Raw genomic sequence first — 21584 nt, 5'->3', positions numbered from 1 at the left:
CCACCGGCTGCAACGGCGGTATGACAGGCTAACCCCCGGTCACGGTCAAAGTGACACGATCACCGGCAAACCAGGTCGTGCCATATTCGACCGGCACGCCCTGCCCGTCGACATTCACCGCCACCGTGCGCAGCAGAGGGGCGCCTTCAGGCAATTGCAACTGCGCCGCCATGGTCGCGCGGGCCAGCTTGGCCGTCAGCCGCGTGGTCGCGCGGGTGTAGTCGGCCAGGCCGCATTCGGCCAGGGCCATGGTGACCGAAGCATGCCGCGCCATCGCCTCGGGCAGACCCGGAAAGCGGTCGGCCGGGAAGACCGAGCGGAAAACCGCGATCGGCTGGCCATCGGCCATCGAGACGCCCTCGACCACATGCACGGGCGCGCCAGGCGGCAGATGCAACGCCTCGGCCTCCTTGGCATCGGCGGGGTGCTGCTCAACCCTTGTCAGGCGGCGCGACGGGGTTTGCCCCGCTGCCTCGACCGCCTGATGAAAACGGACGCGACGGCCGAGCGGGTAGTCTGTGGTGCGGCCAAGGACAAAGACCCCCGCGCCGCGCCGTGAATGCACCAGCCCGCGCGCGGCCAGATCCGCCAGCGCGTGGCGCACCGTGTGGCGGTTCACGCCAAAGCGCGCCGACAGCTCTGCCTCGGTCGGCAGCTTGCCGCCCATGGGGAAATGACCGCGGGCGATTTCGCCGGCCAGGGTTTCGGAAATGTCGCGCCATAGCGCCGAGCGGGCCATCTGTCACCAAAACTTCATGCGGGAACCACATCAGGGGGCTGGCGCGGAACGCCCCCTATTTGTATAGTTGTCTAGAAATATGGACAAGTGGGAAAAGATGTCGAGCCCGGAAAACCAACAGGCAGAGCGGCAATCCTGGATAGGGCTACTGGCCCGGTCGAACCCCGCAAGACTGGCCGCCCTCATCCCCGGGCCCCTGCCCGAACACGCTGATCTGCGTGCGCCTGAAATTGGCGCCGTGATGGTGCGCGGCCGGGTTTCGACCAACGGAGCGCCCTTCAATCTGGGCGAGATGACGGTCACCCGGTGCAGCCTTCGGCTGGCTTGCGGCGCGGTGGGCCATGCCTATGTGCAGGGCCGCGACCGCGACCATGCCCGGCGCGCGGCCATACTGGATGCGCTGATGCAGACCGAAGCGGCCGCCGAGCTGCGCCATACCGTGTTGGACCCGCTGGCCGCTGAAGAAGCCGCCCGACGCGGCGCCCGTGCCGCCAAGGCGGCGGCAACCAAGGTCGAGTTCTTCACTCTTGTCCGCGGAGAAGATGCATGACACCCGACGCCCTGACCGGCGGTTTCGCCCATCCGCCGCAAGACAGCGCCCGCGCCTTCCGCGCCCTGCTGACCGTTCTGTCGCGACCCGGCAAGATCCTGACACTGGAAAGCGCCGCGCCGCCCGCCCCCCTGTCGCCAGCGGCGGGAACCCTGGCTCTGACGCTACTGGACGGCACGACGCCGGTCTATCTTGCCCCCGGACATGACGGCCAGGACCTGCGGGACTGGCTGGCCTTTCATACCGGCGCGCCGGTCGTAGGCGATCCTGCCAAGGCAGCTTTTGCCTTTGGCACCTGGGCTTCGCTGCAACCGCTGACCCGCTTTGCCATCGGCACGCCGGATTATCCCGACAGCGCCGCGACTCTGGTGATCGAAATGGAGGATCTGCGCTCGCAAGGCGCGCGCCTGACGGGACCGGGGATCAAGGGCGTGACCTTCCTCTCCCTCACCGAAGTCGCGCCATTTTCGAAAAACAATCTCCTGTTTCCTTTGGGTTATGACGCCTATCTCACCTGCGGCACCCGGGTTGCCGCGCTGCCCCGGTCCACGCGCGTGGAGGAAGCCTGATGTATGTCGCCGTCAAAGGGGGCGAGCGCGCCATCGATGCCGCCCATGCCTGGCTCGCCGAGGAACGGCGCGGCGATCTTGACGTTGCCGAGTTGAGCCTTGCGCAAATCCGCGCGCAGCTTGCGCTGGCCGTCAACCGCGTGATGGCCGAAGGTTCGCTCTTCGATCCCGAGCTCGCCGCCCTGGCGATCAAGCAGGCAAGGGGCGATCTGATCGAGGCGATCTTCCTGATCCGCGCCTATCGCACCACCCTGCCCCGCCATGGCGCCTCACGACCGATTGACAGCGCAAAGATGGCAGTCACGCGGCGCGTCAGCGCCACGTTCAAGGATGTGCCCGGCGGGCAGATCCTGGGGCCGACCTTCGACTATACCCACCGTCTGCTTGATTTCACCCTTGCCGCCAATGGCGAGGCTCTGCCGACCGCACCCGGCACAACGGCGGCGCAGGCACCCGTGCCGCATGTCACGGGCTTCCTGAACCGCGACGGGCTGATCGAAAGCGAGGACGCCAGCGACGCGACGCCGCCCGACCTGACGCGCGAGCCGCTGCAATTGCCGGCAAACCGCCCGCTTCGCCTTCAGGCTTTGGCGCGCGGCGATGAGGGCTTCATCCTCTCGCTCGCCTATTCCACCCAGCGCGGCTATGGACGGACGCATGCCTTTGTCGGCGAACTCAGAATCGGCACTGTCGCGGTCGAGATGGACATTCCCGAATTGGGTTTCGCGGTCGAGATCGGCGAGATCGAGATCACCGAATGCGAGACGGTGAACCAGTTCAAAGGTTCGAAAACCGAGCCGCCGCAATTCACCCGGGGCTATGGCCTGACCTTTGGCCAGACCGAACGCAAGGCGATCGCCATGGCGCTGGTCGACCGGGCGTTGCGTTGGAAAGAGCTGGGCGAAGACGATACCGGCGCCCCGGCACAGGATGAGGAGTTCGTCCTGGCCCATTGCGACAACATCCAAGCCACCGGATTTCTCGAACATATCAAACTGCCCCACTACGTTGATTTCCAGGCAGAGCTTGAACTTATCCGACATCTGCGCGCCGAGGCGCAGGCCAATGCAGAGGAGGCTGCGCAATGAAAGCTGTCGTGTTCGACATCGGCAATGTGCTGGTGCGCTGGGATGCCGCGCAGGCCTTCCTGCCTGCTTTGGGCGACCGCGTGGCGGTTCTGGCCTTCCTGGACCGCATCGGCTTTGCCGCGCTGAACCTGCGCGGCGATGCGGGCGAGACCTTCGCAGCGCTGGCCGACGAAATCACCGACCCCGCCGACAGGGCGCTCTTCGCGACCTACCTGTCCAATTATGCCAGCACGATCCCCGAGACGATCGAGGGGACTTGGGCGCTGATCCCGCGCCTGCGCGAGCGCGGCTTGCAGATCCATGCCATCACCAACTGGTCTGCCGAAACCTGGCCCATCGGTCTTGCCACCCATCCGCGCCTTGCCACCAGCTTTGGCGTCACCGTCGTTTCTGGCCAGGACCGGGTGCTGAAACCCGATCCGCGCATCTTCGCGCTTCTCTGCGCGCGGGCGGGGCTGGAGCCCGAGGACCGCCTCTTCATCGATGACAGCCTGAAGAATGTCGAAGGCGCGCGCGCCTTTGGCATGCAGGCGCATCATTTCGTCTCGCCCGAGACGCTGGAAACCGACCTTGTCGAAAGGGGCCTCTTGTGAGCGCGCTATCGCAGTCTGTCGTCCGACCGGTCGATCCGGTCGCGCAGCCGCGCCATGGCGCGCAGGACATCGCGCGCCTTGCGCCCGATCAGAAACGCATAGAGCGCGATGGTGCCGCCGAAGATCACGGCAAGCGCGGCCCAGGTCAGGATGTCGTCAAGACTGCCCATGATGGCGAGTATAACTTTGCCTATCTGGATGAACAGACCAAGCGGATGATCCGCCGCGCCATCCTCAAGGCGGTCGCCGTGCCGGGCTATCAGGTGCCCTTCGCCAGCCGCGAAATGCCGATGCCCTATGGCTGGGGCACCGGCGGCGTGCAGGTGACGGCGGCCTGTCTGGTGCCCGAAGACGTGCTGAAGGTGATCGATCAGGGCGCCGATGACACGACGAACGCCGTGTCAATCCGCAAGTTCTTTCAGCGCACGGCTCAGGTCGCCACGACCGAGGCCACCGCCGCGGCGAGCGTGATCCAGACCCGCCACCGTATCCCTGAGGCCGCTCTGACCGAAGAGCAGATCCTGGTCTATCAGGTGCCGATCCCGGAACCCCTGCGCTTTCTGGAACCGCGCGAGACCGAGACGCGCAAGATGCATGCGCTTGAGGAATACGGGCTGATGCATGTGAAACTGTATGAAGACATCGCCCGGCACGGCCAGATCGCGACCTCCTACGCCTATCCGGTCAAGGTCGAGGGGCGCTATGTGATGGACCCCTCGCCGATCCCGAAATTCGACAATCCGAAACTGTCGGATTGCGCGGCCTTGCAGCTGTTCGGCGCGGGGCGCGAGCAGCGGATCTACGCTCTGCCGCCCTTTACCAAGGTGCAGAGCCTGGATTTCGAGGATCATCCCTTCACCGCCAGCAAGGCCGATCACGATTGCGACCTTTGCGGCGCGGGCGACAGCTATCTGGACGAGGTGATCACCGACGATCAAGGCGGCCGAATGTTCGTGTGTTCGGACACCGATTTCTGCCGCAGCCGCCGCGAGGCCGGGCACCAAGGCAGGCTGGGAGGCGAGGCATGACCCCGCATCATGCGCAGCAGACCGAGTTTTCGACGAAAATTCGCAATCCCGACCAGCCGCTGCTGAAAGTCGAGAGCCTGACCAAGCGCTATGGTCCGCGCATCGGCTGTGCCGATGTCTCCTTCGATCTTTTTCCCGGCGAAGTGCTGGGCATCGTGGGGGAAAGCGGTTCGGGCAAATCCACGCTTCTCTCCTGCCTGGCCGGACATCTGGCCCCGGACGAGGGGCGGGTGATCTTTGACACCGCCACCGGCCCGCGCGACGTGCGCGAGATGACCGAGCCGGAGCGCCGCCGCCTGTTGCGCAGCGACTGGGCCTATGTGCACCAGAACCCGCGCGACGGTTTACGGATGGGCGTGTCCGCGGGCGGCAATGTAGGCGAGCGGCTGATGGCGGCGGGCGCACGGCATTACGGCGCGATCCGTGACAAGGCGGTGGATTGGCTGGGCCGCGTGGAAATTGCCGCCGACCGGATCGACGACCGGCCCTCGGCGTTTTCGGGAGGGATGCAGCAACGCCTGCAGATCGCGCGCAATCTGGTGACCGGGCCCAGGCTTGTCTTCATGGACGAGCCGACCGGCGGCCTTGATGTCAGCGTTCAGGCGCGGCTTCTGGACCTGCTGCGCGGGCTGGTGCGCGATCTGTGCCTGTCGGTGATCATCGTCACCCACGACCTGGCAGTGGTCCGGCTTCTGGCCGATCGGCTGATGGTGATGAAGGGCGGGCGCGTGGTCGAGCAGGGTCTGACCGATCAGGTGCTGGACGATCCCCAGCACGCCTATACCCAACTTCTCGTCTCTTCCGTGCTCCAGGTCTGACGCCATGATCACCATCCGCAACCTGTCGAAATCCTTCACACTCCACAATCAGGGCGGCACAGTGATCCCGGTCATGGCAGGTGCCAGCCTGACTGTCGCGCCAGGGGAATGTGTGGCCCTTGTCGGCGCCTCGGGTGCCGGGAAATCCACGCTGATGCGCATGGTCTGGGGCAACTACCTGGCCGCTTCGGGCGAAATCCTCGTGGGCGGGGTGAATGTCGCCACTGCCGCCCCGCGCGAGATCATCGCCCTGCGCCGGGCGACGCTGGGCCATGTGAGCCAGTTCCTGCGCGTGGTGCCGCGCGTGCCGACGCGCGAAGTCGTGGCCGAACCCCTGCTGGCGCTTGGCGTCCAACGCGAGACGGCGCAGGCGCAGGCCGAGGCGATGTTGCAGCGCCTGAACATTCCCGAACGGCTGTGGTCATTGTCGCCCACCACCTTCTCGGGCGGAGAGCAGCAGCGGGTGAACATCGCGCGTGGCTTCGTTCATCCCTATCCGGCGCTTCTTCTGGACGAGCCGACCGCCAGCCTGGATGCCGGCAATCGCGAGGCTGTCTTACGGCTGGTCGAAGAGGCCAAGTCCCGCGGCGCGGCGATCCTGGGGATCTTCCATGACGAGGGCGCGCGCGCCCGGCTCTGCGACCGCGAGGTCGATGTGACCGGCTTCACCCCCGGGCTGGCGGCATGACGGGGCGTCTTTTCACCGTGGTCGGGCCTTCGGGCGCGGGCAAGGACACGCTGCTCGCGCTTGCGCAGGCCGAACGGCCCGAGCTGGCGCTGGTGCGGCGGGTGATCACCCGGCCAGAAGCGGCCGGTAGCGAGGATTTCGAGGGGGTCAGCACGGTTGAATTCGCCAAGCGCCTGGCGGCAGGGGCCTTTGCCCTGCATTGGCAGGCGCATGGCCTGTCCTATGGCATCCCGAAAAACGAACTCGCGCCCCTGTCGCGCGGTGCCGATGTGGTGTTCAACGGCTCGCGTGCGGCCTTGGTCGCGGCGGCAGCGCAGTTCCCGGCGCTTGTTGTGATCCTTGTCACCGCCCCGCCCGCGCTTCTCGCCACAAGGCTGGCCACCCGGGGCCGCGAGGACCATGCCGAAATCGCGGCCCGGGTATCACGTGCAGCGCTGGACCTGCCTGCCAATCTGGACTGCATCGAGGTGGTGAACGATTCCACACCCGAGGCGGGGGCGGCGCGGCTTCTGGCCGCGCTGCGGCCTCAGCCCGCCAAGGCGTGACGCGAGACGAGATGGAACCTCCCCGCCGCATCCTCGCCGAAAAGACACAGATCCCCGATCAAGAAGGGCTGCGGCAGACAGTCAGCAAAATATGCTGCCGCCACCTGCGCCAGCGCGGCGCCTTCCGCCGCCTCCAGCTTGTCCGACAGCGTCAGGTGAAAGCGGAATTCCTCGTCGACATACGGATACCCCCAGCGGTCGAGCAGCGCGCGCTGACGCGGGTTGAGCCGCTCAGGGCGGCGTTTGGCGATCTCGACCTCGGTCAAGGCGGCGCGAAACGGGTCAAGCATGGTGACGGCATCGAAGGCCAGCGCCTTGAGCGGACCGTCGTCCCCCTGCGGCACCAGAGCAAGGAAACCGCTGATCTGGCTCAGATGCAGCCCCGGCACGACCACTGGCGCCTGCCTTGCACCCAGCTCGTCCAGCGCGGCGCCCAGTTCGGCCCGCGTGGCCCCATCCGCCAGGCGGAAGGGCGCTTTCATGGTGCCGTGGAACCCGTATTTGCGCGGGTCAGCCGTCAGCGCGGCCAAGGGGCGCGGCAGGCCCGGCAGGTTGGGCTGATCCACCGCCTGCCCGGCCTGCGCATCCCAGCCCAGCCAATGCGCGCTGCGGCGGGCGAACTCGCCCGGCGGAGGTGCATAGTAGATTGCGTAGCGTCTGTATTCCGTCATGCGCGCCCCCTTAGGCTCCGCGTGTCACATGGATGTGACGCCCGCGTCTTATCCCGCACCTCCCGACCCTGACCCAGATTTCCCGGACCTGAAAGATGCCCCAGAGCCAAGAGACGATCCTTGCCAATGCCCGCCTTGTCCTGCCGGACGAGACGCTGACCGGAAGCATCCTGATCCGCGACGGCAAGATTGCCGGGATCGAGCCGGGCAAAGCCGTGCCGCAGGGCGCGCTGGACCTTGAAAGCGATCTTCTGATCCCCGGTCTGATCGAGTTGCATACCGACAATCTGGAACGCCATATCGAACCGCGTCCGCGGGTGAAATGGCCCCATTCCGCCGCGATCATCGCCCATGATGCCGAGCTTGCGGGCACCGGCATCACCACGGTCTTTGATGCGCTGCGGGTCGGATCGGTGGTGTCGAAATCCAAAACCAATTACGGCGAATATGCCCGCGCCCTGGCCGATGAGATCCTGGCCCTGCGCGCGGCGGGGGCGTTGCGGATCAGCCATCTGCTGCACCTGCGCGCCGAGGTCTGCTCCGAAACCCTGATCCAGGAGCTTGCCAAATTCGGCCCGGCGGATGGCGTCGGCATCGTCAGCCTGATGGACCACACGCCCGGCCAGCGCCAGTTCCGCGATGTCAGCCAGCTTGCCGCCTATGTGCGCGGCAAGCATGGGCTGAGCGAGGCGGAATTCGAGGAACACATTGCCAGCCAGAAGGCGCTTTCGGCCCTGATGGGCCCGGCGCATGAAGAAGCAGCGGTGAACGAGGCGCGCCGCTTTGGCGCGGTGCTGGCCAGCCATGACGACACAACCGAAGGCGACGTGGCGCAAAGCGCCGCCCATGGCGCGCGTTTTGCCGAATTTCCGACCACGCGCGAGGCAGCCCTTGCCTGCCGGACGCGCGGCATCGCGGTGATGATGGGCGCGCCAAACCTGATCCGGGGCGGGTCCCATTCGGGCAATATCTCGGCCGGACTTCTGGCTGAAGAGGGGCTGCTCGACATCGTTTCGTCGGATTATGTACCGGCCGCGCTGTTGTCGGCGGCCCTGATGCTGGGCGATCTTTGGGGCGATCTGTCACGTGGCATCGGCACGGTCAGCGCCGCCCCGGCGCGTGCGGCGGGTCTTCTGGACCGGGGTGAAATCGCCTTGGGCAAGCGCGCCGATCTGGTGCGGGTGCGGCGGATGCAGGGCGCGGACATGCCACGCGGCACCTGGGTTGCAGGCCAGCGAGTCGCCTGATCGCCCGCGCCGATGCCCCGACCCCTTCCGCGCGCGAAAAGAATCGCGTCAAGTCGTTGATATATTTATGTTTTCATAAGAGTGCCCGCGCGGCGATGACCTGTCGCTGCGGAAAATAAAATTCTATAATCACGATAAATTTTGGCGTGTATATTCCTTTGAAATACTCGACTACTTGTGTCGTTATTAATCCCAGGACGGGCAGACAGGCTGCCCGATGAGATCCAGGGAGACCGATATGACAGATCAGATGTTCGCCACAGCCGGTGCGGCCTGCCTGCCGATGGGGTCCACCTTCTGCGATGGTTTCGCCGGTTGGCACAGCGCATCCGTCGAAGCGGCAGATGCCGATGCACCGCTGGAAATCCTGCCGGGCGCGGTTGCCCTTGTGCTCACCGCCCTTGCCGCCCTCACCGCATGGCTCGCGTTGGCCACCGGAGGGACGGCATGAGACGCGCCCCGCATGCGACCCCGGCCGCCACCCTTGCCGCCGTCCGGCTGATCGACCGCCGCACCGGCCGCGCCCATCGCATCAACGGTACGCCGCTGATCCTTTACACCCGCAATCCGGGCGAGGCCGCCGCCGAGCTGTTGCAAGGCCGCGATCCCCGTCACTGGGAAGCGCGGGTCGACCCGATCCTCGCCGGGGCGGCGCGATGAGCGCCCCCTCCCCGCATCCCGCCACAATCCTGGGCCTCGTGCCCATCCTGCCGCTTCCATCCCGCCGCGCCGAAACCGCCGCCGCCGGACCCATCAAGGAGACTTCCATGCTGACCAAGATCCGCATCGGCGAGGCCACGGCCGAAGGCCTCAAGGTCGCCGATCTGACCGATGGCCGTGTGATCATCGAGACCGGCCGCCAGCGCCTGACAGGCTGGCCCCTGCCGCGCTTCCTGCGCCATGCCCTGACCGGCGCAGCCCTGGCCCTCCTGTCGCTGGGCGCGCTGCCTGCGCCCCTTCAGGCAGAGACCCTGCTCAACGTCTCCTACGACCCGACCCGCGAGCTGTATCGCGATCTCGACGAGGTCTTTGCCAAGTGGTGGCAGGACCAGGGCAACGAACCGGCCCAGATCGAAGTCAGCCATGGCGGTTCGGGCGCCCAGGCGCGTTCGGTGATCGACGGGCTCGAGGCGCAGGTCGTCACGCTCGCACTCGCCTCGGACATCGACAAGATCGCTGCTGCAGGCCTGTTGCCGGAGGACTGGCAGAGCAAGCTGCCGCACAATTCCTCGCCCTACACCTCGACCATCGTCTTCCTGGTGCGCGAGGGCAATCCCAAGGGCATCAAGGACTGGGGCGACCTGCTGAATGACGGGGTCGAGGTCATCACGCCGAACCCCAAGACCTCGGGCGGCGCGCGCTGGAACTACCTGGCCGCCTGGGCCTGGGCCGAAAAGAACGGCAAGGACCCCAAAGCCTTCGTCGGTGATCTGTTCAAGCATGTCCCTGTGCTCGATTCCGGCGCCCGCGGGTCGACCACGACCTTCGCCCAGCGCGGTATCGGCGACGTGCTTCTGGCCTGGGAGAACGAGGCCCATCTGGCGCTGGCCGAGCTGGGCGAGGATCAGTTCGACATCGTCGTCCCCTCGGTCTCGGTCCTGGCAGAGCCGCCGGTGGCGCTGGTCGAGAAGAACATCAAGACCGACGAACAGCGCAAGCTGGCCGAGGCCTACCTGAACTTCCTTTACACGCCCGAAGGCCAGGCGCTCGCCTTCAAGCACTATTACCGCGCCTGGGACACGTCCAAGGCCGATCCGGCCGATGTGGCGCGCTTTCCGAAACTTGATCTGGTGACCATCGCCGATTTCGGCGGCTGGGCGAAGGTGCAGCCCGAACATTTCGGCGATGGCGGCATCTTCGACCAGATCTACGTCCCGAAATAAGGACCTGACTATGGGCAGACCCCTCCTGCACCGTTCCCCCATGCCCGGCTTCGGGTTGAGCATGGGGATCACCATGGCGATGTTGTCGCTGGTCGTGCTGCTGCCCATCGGCGCCCTTCTTCTGAAGGGCGCCGCTTTCGGCCCAGCCAATATCTGGGACACCGTGAACCGCGAACGGGTCTGGGCGGCGCTGTTCCTGTCCTTCCGCCTCTCGCTGTTCGCAGCCCTGTTCAACCTTGTCTTCGGTGTGCTGCTGGCCTGGGTGCTGGTGCGCTACCGCTTTCCCGGCCGCCGCATCCTCGACGCCGCCGTCGACCTGCCCTTCGCCCTGCCCACCGCCGTCGCGGGTATCGCCCTGACGGCACTTTACGCCCCGAACGGGGTTCTGGGCAGTCTGGCACAGGGTTTCGGCTGGAAGATCGCCTATAGCCAATGGGGCATCTTCATCGCCCTCGTCTTCGTGGGCCTGCCCTTCGTCACGCGCACCGTGCAGCCCGTGGTCGAGGAAATCGACCGCGAGGTCGAAGAGGCCAGCGCCACGCTTGGCGCCAGCCGCCTGCACACGCTGCGCCATGTCGTGCTGCCCATGCTGACCCCGGCCGCCCTGACCGGCTTTGCCCTGTCGCTGGCGCGTGCCGTCGGCGAATACGGCTCGGTGATCTTCATCGCCGGGAACATCCCCCTCAAGACCGAGATCGCGCCCCTGCTGATCGTGATCCAGCTTGAGGAATTCAACTACGACGCCGCCGCCGCCATCGGCATCGCCATGCTGCTGATCAGCTTCGCCATGCTTCTGGCCATCAACCTCATCCAGATCTGGTCACGCCGGAGGATCGGTCATGTCTGACATCCCCCACACCACCGCCTTCCGCAGCCCGACGACCGAGGCCCCCCTTGCCCGCTGGATCGCCATCGGCCTGGTCGCCGCGGGCATGGCGCTTCTGGTCTTCGCGCCCCTGGCCGCCGTTTTTGCCGAGGCACTGGCCAAAGGCGTCGGCGCCGCGCTGGCCAGCCTGGGCAATCGCGACGCGCTGTCGGCCATCAAGCTGACGCTGCTGATCGCCGCCATCGCCGTGCCGCTGAACGCGGCCTTCGGCATCGCCGCCGCCTGGTCCATCACCAAATTCGACTTTCGCGGCAAGGCCTTCCTGATCACCCTGATCGACCTGCCCTTCTCGGTCTCGCCCGTGGTCGCCGGTCTTTGCATCGTCCTGATGTTCGGCACCAACTCGCTTCTTGGCGGTTGGCTGGTGGCGCAGGGCTACCCGATCGTCTTCGCCCTGCCCGGCATCGCGCTGGCCACCATGTTCGTCACCTTCCCCTTCGTCGCGCGCGAGCTGATCCCTGTGATGATCGAACAGGGACGGGCCGAGGAAGAGGCGGCGCTGACACTGGGCGCCAGCGGCTGGCGGGTCTTCCGCACCGTCACCCTGCCCAACATCCGCTGGGCCTTGCTTTACGGCGTGCTTCTCTGCAACGCCCGCGCCATGGGCGAGTTCGGCGCGGTGGCTGTGGTTTCGGGCAAGATCCGCGGCCAGACCGCGACCATGCCGATCACCATCGAGATGATGTACAACGAATATCTCTCGGTCGCCGCCTTCTCGCTCGCCGCGGTGCTGACGCTGCTCGCGCTGCTGACGCTGCTGCTGAAGACGGCGCTCGAACTGCGCCACGCCGACCAGCTTTCCGCCGGTCACCGCCACTGACCCGACCGACCATTTCCGCCACTCCAGGCAAAGGACTTCCGCCATGCATATCGAGATCGACGAAATCGCGAAAAGCTTCGGCACCACCACCGCCTTGCACCCCGTCTCGCTTTCCATCCCCTCGGGCGCGCTCGTGGCCTTGCTCGGACCCTCCGGCTCGGGCAAGACCACGCTCTTGCGCATCCTGGGCGGGCTCGAATTCCCGACTTCGGGCCGCGTCCGCTTTGACGGGCAGGATGCCACCGGCCTGTCGGTGCAACAGCGCCGCGCAGGTTTCGTCTTCCAGAGCTATGCGCTTTTCCGTCACATGACCGTGTTCGAGAACATTGCCTATGGCCTGCGCGCCCGCCCGCGCTCGAGCCGCCCGCCACGGGCCGAGATCACCCGCCGCGTGACGAAACTGCTGGAACTGATCCAGCTCCCCGAGATCGGCCCGCGCTATCCGACCCAGCTGTCGGGAGGCCAGCGCCAGCGCGTCGCCCTGGCCCGCGCATTGGCGATCGAACCGCGCATGCTTCTTCTGGACGAACCGTTCGGCGCGCTGGACGCCAAGGTCCGCAAGGAATTGCGCCAGGGCCTGCGCGATATCCATGACGAGACCGGCCTGACCACCGTCTTCGTCACCCATGACCAGGACGAGGCGATGGAACTGGCCGACAAGGTCGTGGTGATGTCGATGGGCCGGATCGAGCAGGTCGGCCGCCCGCAGGACATCCGCACCCGCCCCGCCACCCCCTTCGTGCGCGAGTTCATCGGCGCCTGACCCAAAGGACGAGCGGCCTCAAGGGGGCCGAGAGCATGTCAATGCCCTCCGACACGGGGTGGGCGTCGAGAGGCCCGCGCCGACCACGGCTAGGTCATGGCCGCTTCGCCCTCACGGGGGGGGCAGCCCGTTGGACCATGAAGGACTGAATGAGACGGTGTTTCGCGTGACCGCTGCTGCGCCTGTCGCGGCGCGGATCGGCGGCAAGCGCAAGCGCGCCAAGCCCATCCGAGCCATATGCCTGAAACCTGCAGTCCCCAGGGCTGAGGCGATCGGGCAGGTCCGCCCCCGTACGGCCTCTCGCACGGGGGGCGATTTCTGGCGATGACCGGATCAGGCGCCGAACAGCGCGGCGATGGCGAAGAGCGCCACGAGACCGCCAATGAACAGGGCCCAGTTCACCAGAACCTGCAGCATGCTATGGGTTTGCGTCGCCTTGCAGCGCTCGCACATGCCGCTATGCGCTGGCACGGCGGCAGCGCAATAATCGCAATGGTTCTCGGCGCGCCATTCGCCAAGGGCGGCGGGGCGGACAGGCACATCGGCCTTCCGCGCGGGAAGTTTCTTTTCCATGATATGTCCTTTGGTTGCAGGGAAGGCGCCCGGTCCGGGCGCGGGTCTCCTACGAAAGGACGGGGGGCGCCCTTGGCCAGTGATCGCCGCCCGCGAGGCGCGGCTTCTGCGGGCCGACCGCCCCGGGCAGCGCCGGTCGCGCCGCATCGACGTGATGCTGCGGCAGCGGGTCTGGGCCGGGCAGGCCCGGATCGGACTGTGGCGCGACAAGGGCCTGCGGCTTGGCAGGATTGGGCAGCGTGGCAGAGACGACGAGCGTCAGTCGTTGGACGGAATCGGCCGACAGGCGCTGCGGCACAAGCGGCCCTTGCGCCAGGCAGGACAAGGCAAGGGCCAGAACCAGCCCGAATGTCAGCCAGAATGTCCTTCCGGTCGCGACCACGCCCGTCCGCCCCTTGCGGCCCCATGCCCGATCCGACATAGCAGCCGCGCGGCCCAAGCGCGAGGGGGCCTCCTGCTGCGCATAGTTCGATCTGGAACTGTTCGAAGCTTGCTCGCCGTCTGGCGGCTGCTTCCCCCGGCGCGGCGTTCGAGGAACTCAAGAAGCCGGAACCGCGCTGCTGCAAACTTCCGTGTCATTCCCTGCAGACTTCCGTGGCGACCCACTGTGCGCTGACACGAGAGTCTGCACTCAGCCGCGACAAAGCGGGATCGGCTGGTAAGAGGTGGGAAAAGGCGGTTTTTCAGTAGTTTAGGCTCCAGACTCATTGAGTTTCATAGCCAGAAGAGGACGGTCGCAGCGAGCATGATCGCGGAGAGGAAGGTTTCTGGGCACCTTCACCGCTCCCGGAGCGGGGAATGCTGGCATCGGCAAGGGCACCCAAGCGATCTCTGGCGGCTGGGGGTACGGGCGCGGTCAGGCCAGCGACCTTGGCGCCGGTGGCGATGCCGCCTACTTCAACGCCAATGTGATGACGGGCGTGAGCGCGCAGGCCGGGAGCGGCAAGGGTGCGGGCGGTGGAGCGGGCGTATCGCGCTAGGACCCCGGCACAACGCCGGTTCGCACCACCCCGCTCTATTCGCGCGGCGGCCTGGCGGCGACCCTCCTGGCTGTGGATGCGATCGACGTCTCGGGCTGGGCAAGCCCGCAGATCGAGATCACGATCGGTGCAGGTGGCACTGCGCCAGCCGCTACCCTGCTCTTGGCCAAGGTGGACCAGGCGCACCTGGGCAGGTTGTCTATTCCTATACGACAGGCGTAGACACGCCCGCTGATGTCGTGCCCCTGAAACCGACGGCCACCGGATCCGCCACCCTGGCTATGCCCGCATGAACTGTCGCCATATCACGATCGCCGAAGTGTCGCCCGATGGCCTCTTGTGAGGCAGATGTCAGCTGCCGCATCAGCCACATGGCCTCGTGCCGAAGCATGGTGATCTCGCGCGTCTTGTCGCTGCCAGCGAGCGCTGTGCGCGTAGCACCTGTCATGGCGCAATAGCGCCCAAGCACGAGTTCGGGATGGAGACCAAACGGGATCTGGGCGGTTGAGTGCTGGGTCATTCTTCGGCCTCCTTCGGGAACCGCGGGCAGGCATTGCAGGCCCGGAACATCCGGGCGCGGAGAGGATTGCCATGGGCGAAGACAGTCGATTTCTCGCGCCAGTCCTGACAGTTCAGGGTGGAAAGCGATCCGAGGGCCGGGCAGTCGACTGTGCCGTTCATGTAGAGACCCCGCACCCGCTCCTCGATGCGGGCGGTGTCGGCCGGATAAATTTTGCGAAGCACTTGGCTGATGACGGCGGGCGATCGCCCAAGGTCGCGGGCGACTACCGCCTGGCTTGACCGCGCGCTGGCCTTGGCCAACGCCTCGATCCAGTCGGGCGGAAATTCGCCCCAAGCTTTTCTGACAGCGTCAAGAAGGCTCGCGGTCATGCCGTGTCCCCCAAAACGATGATGCGGCCGGTATTGGGATCGCGCACTGCGCGCAGCCGTTCGAGTTCTCGGACGAACGGCTGAACCTGCTCCTTGACCTGCACTACATCCGCTTCGCGATCGTGCAGGCCTATACGAACGCGATCTCAGGCGCCCGGGCGGCCCGCCGGGGAAACTGATCGCCGCGGGCCGCCATTGGGCCCGCGGGGATACAGACGGCGCAAGGCAGACGGCGCTCGCGCGGGCGCAGGATGGCGCGGCGGCCCTGGGACTGACGATCCTTCCGGCCGAGCCCGTCGAGCTGGAGCTCTGGGCCGACCATCAGGCGGCCTGGCAAGCCTGGTGCGTGGTCTCGGGTCAGTGGCGCACCGTCGGGCTCGGCAACATGGAACGCGCCTGGCTGTTCTGGATGGGGCTCGACTATGGCGCCGCCAAAGCCGGGCTTGAACTCGCAGGGATCGAGGTCTCGCCCGAGACATGGGCGGACCTGCGGCTCATCGAAGAAGGGGCGATCGAGGAGATGAACCGCCGTGGCCGGTGATATGCGTGTCAGTCTGCTCCTGGAAGCCAACGCCGCCCAGGCGAGAGCCGAAGTTGCTGGCGTTCGCAAGGAACTGACTGGCCTCTCGGACGATGCCATCGCGGCGGGGCGCGCTGGCGCTGCAAGTGCCGAAGGTACCGCCCGCGCGGCCCAGGCACAGGCCGAGTGGGGCAGCATCGTCCAGATGGCGCGGGCCGAGCTGCAGCCCATGGTCGGCGAGTATTACGGCCTGGTCGCCGCGATCCAGCAGGTGCCCACCGCCGAAGAGATGGGCGCCCTGACCGCGCAGGAGGCCGCCCGCGCCCAGGACCTGCTGGCGCGACAGGCCAATGAGCTGATGGCGCGTATGCAGGCGGCGGGCGTGACGGTCATCCACGTCTATTCGGCGGAGAATGCCTATCTGGGCTTCGCACCGGTGCGCCAGAAGGCCGGTTTCTTCGACATGGACGAGGCTCGCGCTCATGCCCGCGCGCGCCGCGCCTGGATGAATGCCGAACGGGACCGGCTCGAAGCGCATCGGCGCCTGACCGCGCTTGAAATCGGGCAGAGCCTGGACGCGCTGGAAGCTGCAGCGACACCGCGGGTCGAGGCGAAGGTTGTCCGGCCGAGCTTTGGCAAGGCCGCGGCGCCCGAGGCCCGTGCCTCGCTATCCGATGGCTTGCGAGAAGACGAGCTCGAGCGCGCGCGAACGGCAGTGGTCGCCGACCTGTCGACACGCCGCGCGCCAGCCGAACCTGAGGATGGTCCGCGAGACCGCTTCCGCCGCGCCTTGATGCTTGAGCGCGATCTCGAGGCCGGCCGCGCCGTGACGCCCGAGCAGCAACGCTGGCTCAGCATGTTCCAGACCACCTCCGAGTACCGCTCGGAGAGGCGGCTCTGGGAGGACTTCGGCGACGCGATGTTTGGATGAAGAACCCGCCGGGGGCGGACAGGCCCCACGGCGGGAATACAGGTGAAGGAGCAGAAAGATGACAGAAACAGGAGACGTCGTAAACAGCGTGGCACCCCTCGACAACGTGGCGCGGTTGATGGGGCTGATTGATCGCTGCCAGAACCGCGCGCATGGGCTGCCGGGCATAGGCTGCCTTTACGGCCCAGCCGGTCGGGGCAAGACCACCGCAGCGACGTATGCGGTCAATGCGGCAAACGCTTGCCATGTCGAGGCGATGCCGATCGGTGGGGTCAAGGGCCTCCTTCGGATGATCGTGATAGAGCTTGGGGTGAAGCCCGCCCGCACAACCGAGGATATGTTCCTGCAAGTTTGCGAAAGGCTGGCGCGCACCCAGCGGCCACTCATCATTGACGAGGCCGACCATATCCTGACCGACCGGGCGATCGAGATCGCCCGACGCCTGCACGACGTCAGTCAGGCTCCGCTGATCCTTATCGGAGAGGAACGCCTGCCGCAAAAGCTGCAGCATTGGGAACGCGTCGCAAGCCGGGTTCTGAGCTATGTCGGCATGGAGAATGCCAGCGCAAAGGATGTCGATCATCTGGCGCGGATCTACGCGGGCGGCCTCTCGCTTGGCCCCGATCTCAAGTCAGCCCTTCTCTCCGCCTCGCGCGGTTCGATCCGTCATGTGGCGACCGGCCTCTCCAACGTTCGCGAGTTCGCGGCGATCAACGGCCTGACAAAGCTGGGCATGGCCGAATGGGGCAACCGTTCCGAGATCTTCATGCTTCTGCGACTGGAGATCGACGACACCCGCTGGCAGTCCGCCATGCGCGCCATCCGCGACGCAATGCGTGTCGAGGGGTCCCAGACCTATATCCGCGCCTATCGCCGCGAAGCCGCCGACGCTGCCTGGCAGCCCGTCACGATCGATCTGGCGAGGGCGTGATGGACACCTTCGCTATTGTGCCACCCACGGCCAATCAGCCAGTTCCTCTGGAAGTCCGCACTTCGACGGGCACACACCAATTGACGGCCAGAAGGCACGTCCGTGTGACAGGTCCCAAACAGCGTCCTCAGGCGCTGGATACTCGCCGAGGTCCTCATTGCCAAACATCGGATGCCATCGCCCTTCATCGTCAACAGCGATCGACCATTGGCCATAAGCATTCGTCACTTGCCAGACGCGCCGTAAACCTTCCATCTGGTACGCCCTCCCTCTTGAACGCACTCTGCCTGAGGTTGCGGCATGCATCCGGCACAAGCAAGCATCTTTGGGCGAGCCTGTTCTCGACGGATCGCTTGATATTGGTAAGTTCGCGGCCTCGATCACGCCTCCCCTTCTCTGGCTCGATGTCAGCTTGCCCACGACCTTTCAGGACACCGAGCTCCTGTTCTGGCCGGTCACGACGAAGATCTACCGCTGGAACGGGTCTGCCTATATCGCCTCGGTCGATGGCGGCGATATTCTCAATGCGTCGATCATCGCAGGTAAGATCGCCGCTGGGGCCATCGGCACCCAACAGCTGGCAGCGAAATCTGCGACCATTGACAAGCTCCTGATCGGCAACGTCGCTAACCTGGTTCCGAACGGGAATTTTGACGACATCAATGTCGCCACCTTGAACGCGATCTGGGACACGGCAAAGACTGGCGGGTCGCTGTCGGCCAGCCGTAGCCTGCTCCTGAAAAGCACCAACTCAAGTTTCACCGAGACAGGTGTTGGCGGCCTGATCCTTCAGAAGAACCCCGCGGAGCTGGGAGCTTCGGTCTACACCGAGACCCTGCCTGCACAGGATTTTCCGATTGAGGGCGGCAAGGCCTATTACTGCGAGACCTCGATCCGAACCAACTCTGTCGTGACGACGGCCGGTGGTTATGTGCGGATCATCTGGCTCGATGCGGCCAAGGCGCAAATCTCGACCGATGACATCTGTGCGAATGCGCCGCTTCTCGCTCCATGGACCAAATACGCGCAAACCTTCCCCGCGCCGACAAATGCCTGTTACGCGCGCATCCGGGTGATCAATCACAGCACCCAGAACACGGCACAGAACTTGTTCGTCGATCGCATCATCATCAAGCGCAAAGATGGGGCGACGCTGATCGAGGATGGCGGGATCGTCACGCCCATGCTGGCAGCCGCGATCGTCGCTACCGAGCACCTTGACGTTGAATGGCTGGTGGGCGGACGTCTGCAGGCCGACTATCTCGAGATCAATTCGCTGCTCGAGATCAAGGCCAACGCCGGGTTCATGTACGGCAAGCCCTCGGTGGCTTCCGATGTAGACGGCGTCTACCTCGGCAGGGACGGTAGCCGCTTCGGTTTGGCCGCAAGTCGCACAAATGGGTCCAAGAAGCAGTCGCTGCGCCTCTCGTCCTCGACAGGCCTCGCTCTTCTGAACGCGCGCCACTGGGTCACGGCGGCCAGTGTGCCGTCTGATGTAACCCGCACCACAAACCTCGCGAAGACGGCTCTGCCGGCCGGGATCAAAACGATTTCGCTCTCGGCCATTGGCGGTGGTGCAGCGGGCTGGTCCGTCACATCACCGCCTGCGACGGCCAATGCCGAAACCGCCCCGACATCCCCAGGTGGGGCGGGTCAGGACACGGTGGTCAAGCTCTATGATGGCGCCACTCTCATGTACACCCTCACCGCTCCCGGAGCGGGGAATGCTGGCATCGGTAAAGGCGCCCAGACGATCTCTGGCGGCTGGGGGTACGGGCGCGGTCAGGCCAGCGACTTTGGCGCCGGTGGCGACGCTGCCTACTTCAACGCCGGTTTGATGACGGGCGTGAGTGCGCAGGCCGGGAGCGGCAAGGGCGCGGGTGGTGGCGCGGGTGTGTCGCGCTACGACTCCGGCATAACGCCGCTGCGCACCACCCCGCTCTATTCGCGCGGCGGTCTGGCGGCGACCCTCCTGGCGGTGGATGCGATCGACGTCTCGGGCTGGGCAAGCCCGCAAATCGAGATCACGATCGGGGCCGGTGGCACCGCGCCAGCCGCAACGCCTGCTCTTGGCCAAGGTGGACCAGGCGCACCTGGGCAGGTTGTCTATTCCTATACGACCGGCGTCGACACGCCCGCTGACGTCGTCCCCCTCGTTCCGACTGCCACGGGTTCCTTCGCCAAGGCCGCTTCCACGGCGGGCTCGTTCCCGGCCCTGGGGGCGGGTCTGTGGATCATCGACACTGGTGCGGCCGAGACGAACATGCAGCTCGGCGACGTCACCATCGCGCCCGGCAAGACCATCCGGGTCAGCATCAACTCCATGGTCGCCTTCATCGCCGCCCAGACGCCCACGTTCACCGGCGGGCCGAACGCGCGGACGATCTACTACCAGCATTTCAGCATGGGGGCCTGGGGATGACGCTGGTCTTCTATCGCCCGGACGGGTCGATCGCGTTCACCGCCGACGGCGACGAAGCGCCGCCCACGCTGGACATGTCGGGTCTCTCCGTCATGTCGACAGGACAGTCCCTGGGCGATCTCGCGGCCTGGGCGGTCATCGACGGCGCGCTCGAGCTGGTCTCTCTTGAGCCTGCCCGTGCCCGCGCGATGGCCAAACTCTCCGCCTGGATCGCCGCTGCCCGCGCCCAGTTCATCACCGATCTGCCCGGGCAGGAGATGGTCTATCTGGCGAAGGAGGCCGAGGCGAAGGCGTGGATCGCTGCCCCCGCGCCAGTGCTGGCAGACTATCCGCTCCTCTCGGCCGAGGTCGGCATCACTGCGCCCGATGCCGATCAGCTCGCCCAGCTCTGGCTGAACATGGCGACCCTCTGGCGCGCAACGGCGGCCGAGCTCGAGGCGCTGCGCCTGTCGACCCAGGCGGCCATCGCTGCGGCCGCGAGCGAAGCCGAGATCGCGGCGGCGCTGGCCTCCCTCGAATGAACCGCCCCCGTCTGCTCCCGCTCCCTCACAGCAAACCCTGAAAGGATCAATCCATGGCCTTCCAATTCTCGACCGCCGTGCGCAACGCCTGGCTCGACGCGATCGAGGCAGCGATCGGCGCCTCGCCCACGCTGGAAATCCGCACGGGTGCCGCCCCGGCCAACTGTGCGGCCGCCGATTCCGGCACGGTGCTCGCGACCGTCACGCTGCCCGCCGACTGGATGGCGGCGGCTGCGGTCGGCGCCAAAGCGATGCAGGGCACCTGGCAGGATGCCAGCGCAGACGCGTCCGGTACCGCCGGGCACTTCCGCATCAAGGTGGGCGGCACCTGCCACATCCAGGGCAGCATCACGAGCACCGCTGTTGGCACCGGCGACATGCTGATCGACAACCCGGTCCTGGCGGCGGGCCAGCAATTCAACGTGACCGCCTTCAACCTGACCGCGTCGGGGGCCTGATCATGGGCCTGTCGCGATTTCCGGCCGTGATGGACGCGGCCGTTGCGGCCGTGCTCCAGACGGCCGAGGCCATGCGCTATGTCCGCGATGCGCAGGGCGATCTGATGTGGTCTTCTCTCGACGACATCCAGACCGGCCTGCGCCGGGCCAAGGTCACCACCTATGCCACCTTTGCCGAGGCGGCCAAGCAGCCGGTTTCGGCCGAGGCGCATATGGCGAGCCTGGGCGGCCCGGAGACCATTGCCGACTACCAAGCCAAGGCCGCAGGCGTCGAGCAGGCCGCCGCAGTCTGGAATGCCTGGCTGGCAGGCTATCTGGTCACCCTGCCGCCTTCGGCGCTGATCGGCATGGTGGTCTATTCGATGGACGGCATCGAGACCAAGCATATCGAGCGCCCGGCCTTCATCCCCGGCGCCCTTGCTGCACCGCTGCGCGCCTCGGCCGAGCTGGCCGCGCTGATCGCGGCCTT

At 66.2% G+C, this 21584-nt stretch carries 29 protein-coding genes; 22 read left to right on the top strand and 7 right to left on the bottom strand.

Annotated features, from left to right (window positions below; all coding sequences use genetic code 11):
* Positions 1-28: 28 nt before the first annotated feature.
* Entirely contained in the window at positions 29-739 is a 711-nt protein-coding gene (phnF, locus tag ACED67_RS21360) for a phosphonate metabolism transcriptional regulator PhnF (protein ID WP_395543761.1), read from the bottom strand.
* A gap of 97 nt (positions 740-836) precedes the next feature.
* Between phnF and phnG the strand changes: the two genes are divergently transcribed.
* From phnG to ACED67_RS21340, 4 genes are read left to right on the top strand one after another with little or no spacing between them, the layout of a single operon-like run.
* Entirely contained in the window at positions 837-1289 is a 453-nt protein-coding gene (phnG, locus tag ACED67_RS21355) for a phosphonate C-P lyase system protein PhnG (protein WP_395543760.1), read from the top strand.
* Complete coding sequence (phnH, locus tag ACED67_RS21350; RefSeq protein ID WP_395543759.1) at positions 1286-1858, top strand: phosphonate C-P lyase system protein PhnH; 573 nt, start codon at positions 1286-1288, stop codon at positions 1856-1858. Before phnG ends, phnH begins: the two co-directional genes overlap by 4 nt.
* On the top strand, positions 1858-2946 hold the full coding sequence (locus tag ACED67_RS21345; RefSeq protein ID WP_395543758.1) for a carbon-phosphorus lyase complex subunit: 1089 nt from the start codon (positions 1858-1860) through the stop codon (positions 2944-2946). The genes phnH and ACED67_RS21345 overlap by 1 nt, the downstream gene beginning before the upstream one ends.
* Positions 2943-3539, top strand: coding sequence for an HAD family hydrolase (locus ACED67_RS21340; RefSeq protein ID WP_395543757.1), 597 nt, complete (start codon positions 2943-2945; stop codon positions 3537-3539). The genes ACED67_RS21345 and ACED67_RS21340 overlap by 4 nt, the downstream gene beginning before the upstream one ends.
* Before the next feature lie 5 nt (positions 3540-3544).
* Here the strand turns inward: ACED67_RS21340 and ACED67_RS21335 are convergent, their stop codons facing one another.
* On the bottom strand, positions 3545-3709 hold the full coding sequence (locus ACED67_RS21335; RefSeq protein WP_395543777.1) for a hypothetical protein: 165 nt from the start codon (positions 3707-3709) through the stop codon (positions 3545-3547).
* Between ACED67_RS21335 and ACED67_RS21330 the strand changes: the two genes are divergently transcribed.
* The 4 genes from ACED67_RS21330 to phnN are packed head-to-tail and all read left to right on the top strand — an operon-like array spanning position 3638 to position 6618.
* Complete coding sequence (locus ACED67_RS21330) at positions 3638-4567, top strand: alpha-D-ribose 1-methylphosphonate 5-phosphate C-P-lyase PhnJ (protein ID WP_395543774.1); 930 nt, start codon at positions 3638-3640, stop codon at positions 4565-4567. The genes ACED67_RS21335 and ACED67_RS21330 overlap by 72 nt on opposite strands.
* Entirely contained in the window at positions 4564-5385 is an 822-nt protein-coding gene (gene phnK / locus ACED67_RS21325; RefSeq protein ID WP_395543756.1) for a phosphonate C-P lyase system protein PhnK, read from the top strand. Before ACED67_RS21330 ends, phnK begins: the two co-directional genes overlap by 4 nt.
* A 4-nt stretch (positions 5386-5389) precedes the next feature.
* Positions 5390-6073 carry a phosphonate C-P lyase system protein PhnL gene (phnL, locus tag ACED67_RS21320; RefSeq protein WP_395543755.1) on the top strand — a complete coding sequence of 228 codons (684 nt, stop codon included), beginning with the start codon at positions 5390-5392 and terminating at the stop codon, positions 6071-6073.
* On the top strand, positions 6070-6618 hold the full coding sequence (phnN, locus tag ACED67_RS21315) for a phosphonate metabolism protein/1,5-bisphosphokinase (PRPP-forming) PhnN (protein WP_395543754.1): 549 nt from the start codon (positions 6070-6072) through the stop codon (positions 6616-6618). The genes phnL and phnN overlap by 4 nt, the downstream gene beginning before the upstream one ends.
* Here phnN and ACED67_RS21310 read toward each other — a convergent pair.
* On the bottom strand, positions 6600-7289 hold the full coding sequence (locus tag ACED67_RS21310) for a DUF1045 domain-containing protein (protein WP_395543753.1): 690 nt from the start codon (positions 7287-7289) through the stop codon (positions 6600-6602). The genes phnN and ACED67_RS21310 overlap by 19 nt on opposite strands.
* Positions 7290-7384: 95 nt before the next feature.
* Here ACED67_RS21310 and ACED67_RS21305 point away from each other — a divergent pair, with 95 nt between their 5' ends.
* From ACED67_RS21305 to ACED67_RS21275, 7 genes are all read left to right on the top strand, one after another.
* Complete coding sequence (locus tag ACED67_RS21305) at positions 7385-8536, top strand: alpha-D-ribose 1-methylphosphonate 5-triphosphate diphosphatase (RefSeq protein ID WP_395543752.1); 1152 nt, start codon at positions 7385-7387, stop codon at positions 8534-8536.
* Positions 8537-8774: 238 nt separating this feature from the next.
* Complete coding sequence (locus tag ACED67_RS21300; RefSeq protein WP_395543751.1) at positions 8775-8987, top strand: hypothetical protein; 213 nt, start codon at positions 8775-8777, stop codon at positions 8985-8987.
* A complete protein-coding gene (locus ACED67_RS21295) occupies positions 8984-9196 on the top strand; it encodes a hypothetical protein (RefSeq protein WP_395543750.1) in 213 nt (70 codons plus the stop codon). Before ACED67_RS21300 ends, ACED67_RS21295 begins: the two co-directional genes overlap by 4 nt.
* Before the next feature lie 107 nt (positions 9197-9303).
* Complete coding sequence (locus ACED67_RS21290; protein WP_395543773.1) at positions 9304-10419, top strand: sulfate ABC transporter substrate-binding protein; 1116 nt, start codon at positions 9304-9306, stop codon at positions 10417-10419.
* A gap of 10 nt (positions 10420-10429) precedes the next feature.
* Positions 10430-11266, top strand: a complete 837-nt coding sequence (cysT, locus tag ACED67_RS21285; RefSeq protein WP_395543749.1) for a sulfate ABC transporter permease subunit CysT — start codon at positions 10430-10432, stop codon at positions 11264-11266.
* On the top strand, positions 11259-12125 hold the full coding sequence (gene cysW / locus ACED67_RS21280) for a sulfate ABC transporter permease subunit CysW (RefSeq protein WP_395543748.1): 867 nt from the start codon (positions 11259-11261) through the stop codon (positions 12123-12125). Before cysT ends, cysW begins: the two co-directional genes overlap by 8 nt.
* A 43-nt stretch (positions 12126-12168) precedes the next feature.
* Positions 12169-12888, top strand: coding sequence for a sulfate/molybdate ABC transporter ATP-binding protein (locus ACED67_RS21275; protein ID WP_395543747.1), 720 nt, complete (start codon positions 12169-12171; stop codon positions 12886-12888).
* Between the two features lie 333 nt (positions 12889-13221).
* On the opposite strand, the gene ACED67_RS21270 is transcribed toward ACED67_RS21275, so the two are convergent.
* The 4 genes from ACED67_RS21270 to ACED67_RS21255 all read right to left on the bottom strand — a co-directional run bounded on the left by ACED67_RS21270 (position 13222) and on the right by ACED67_RS21255 (position 15332).
* Entirely contained in the window at positions 13222-13461 is a 240-nt protein-coding gene (locus tag ACED67_RS21270; RefSeq protein WP_395543746.1) for a hypothetical protein, read from the bottom strand.
* 49 nt (positions 13462-13510) lie between these two features.
* A complete protein-coding gene (locus ACED67_RS21265; protein ID WP_395543745.1) occupies positions 13511-13882 on the bottom strand; it encodes a hypothetical protein in 372 nt (123 codons plus the stop codon).
* A gap of 764 nt (positions 13883-14646) precedes the next feature.
* A complete protein-coding gene (locus tag ACED67_RS21260) occupies positions 14647-14961 on the bottom strand; it encodes a helix-turn-helix domain-containing protein (protein WP_395543744.1) in 315 nt (104 codons plus the stop codon).
* On the bottom strand, positions 14958-15332 hold the full coding sequence (locus ACED67_RS21255; protein WP_395543743.1) for a hypothetical protein: 375 nt from the start codon (positions 15330-15332) through the stop codon (positions 14958-14960). Before ACED67_RS21255 ends, ACED67_RS21260 begins: the two co-directional genes overlap by 4 nt.
* Positions 15333-15507: 175 nt before the next feature.
* On the opposite strand from ACED67_RS21255, the gene ACED67_RS21250 reads away from it, so the two are divergent.
* The 7 genes from ACED67_RS21250 to ACED67_RS21220 all read left to right on the top strand — a co-directional run.
* Entirely contained in the window at positions 15508-15873 is a 366-nt protein-coding gene (locus ACED67_RS21250; RefSeq protein WP_395543772.1) for a DUF1799 domain-containing protein, read from the top strand.
* On the top strand, positions 15863-16783 hold the full coding sequence (locus tag ACED67_RS21245; protein WP_395543742.1) for a hypothetical protein: 921 nt from the start codon (positions 15863-15865) through the stop codon (positions 16781-16783). The genes ACED67_RS21250 and ACED67_RS21245 overlap by 11 nt, the downstream gene beginning before the upstream one ends.
* A gap of 58 nt (positions 16784-16841) precedes the next feature.
* A complete protein-coding gene (locus tag ACED67_RS21240; protein WP_395543741.1) occupies positions 16842-17714 on the top strand; it encodes a DUF3164 family protein in 873 nt (290 codons plus the stop codon).
* A 325-nt stretch (positions 17715-18039) separates the two neighbouring features.
* The gene (locus ACED67_RS21235; protein WP_395543740.1) at positions 18040-20136 is read left to right on the top strand and encodes a hypothetical protein; all 2097 of its coding nucleotides are present in this window, start codon (positions 18040-18042) and stop codon (positions 20134-20136) included.
* Entirely contained in the window at positions 20133-20657 is a 525-nt protein-coding gene (locus ACED67_RS21230) for a hypothetical protein (RefSeq protein ID WP_395543739.1), read from the top strand. Before ACED67_RS21235 ends, ACED67_RS21230 begins: the two co-directional genes overlap by 4 nt.
* Positions 20658-20710: 53 nt before the next feature.
* A complete protein-coding gene (locus ACED67_RS21225; protein WP_395543738.1) occupies positions 20711-21115 on the top strand; it encodes a hypothetical protein in 405 nt (134 codons plus the stop codon).
* A gap of 2 nt (positions 21116-21117) precedes the next feature.
* The coding region (locus tag ACED67_RS21220) for a hypothetical protein (RefSeq protein WP_395543737.1) at positions 21118-21584 on the top strand (467 nt) is incomplete at its 3' end.

The organism is Neotabrizicola paludis (assembly GCF_044142105.1).
Lineage (GTDB): Bacteria > Pseudomonadota > Alphaproteobacteria > Rhodobacterales > Rhodobacteraceae > Pseudogemmobacter.
The sequence above is the reverse complement of the archived record's forward strand: the minus strand, read 5'-3'. Positions and strand labels throughout refer to the sequence as shown.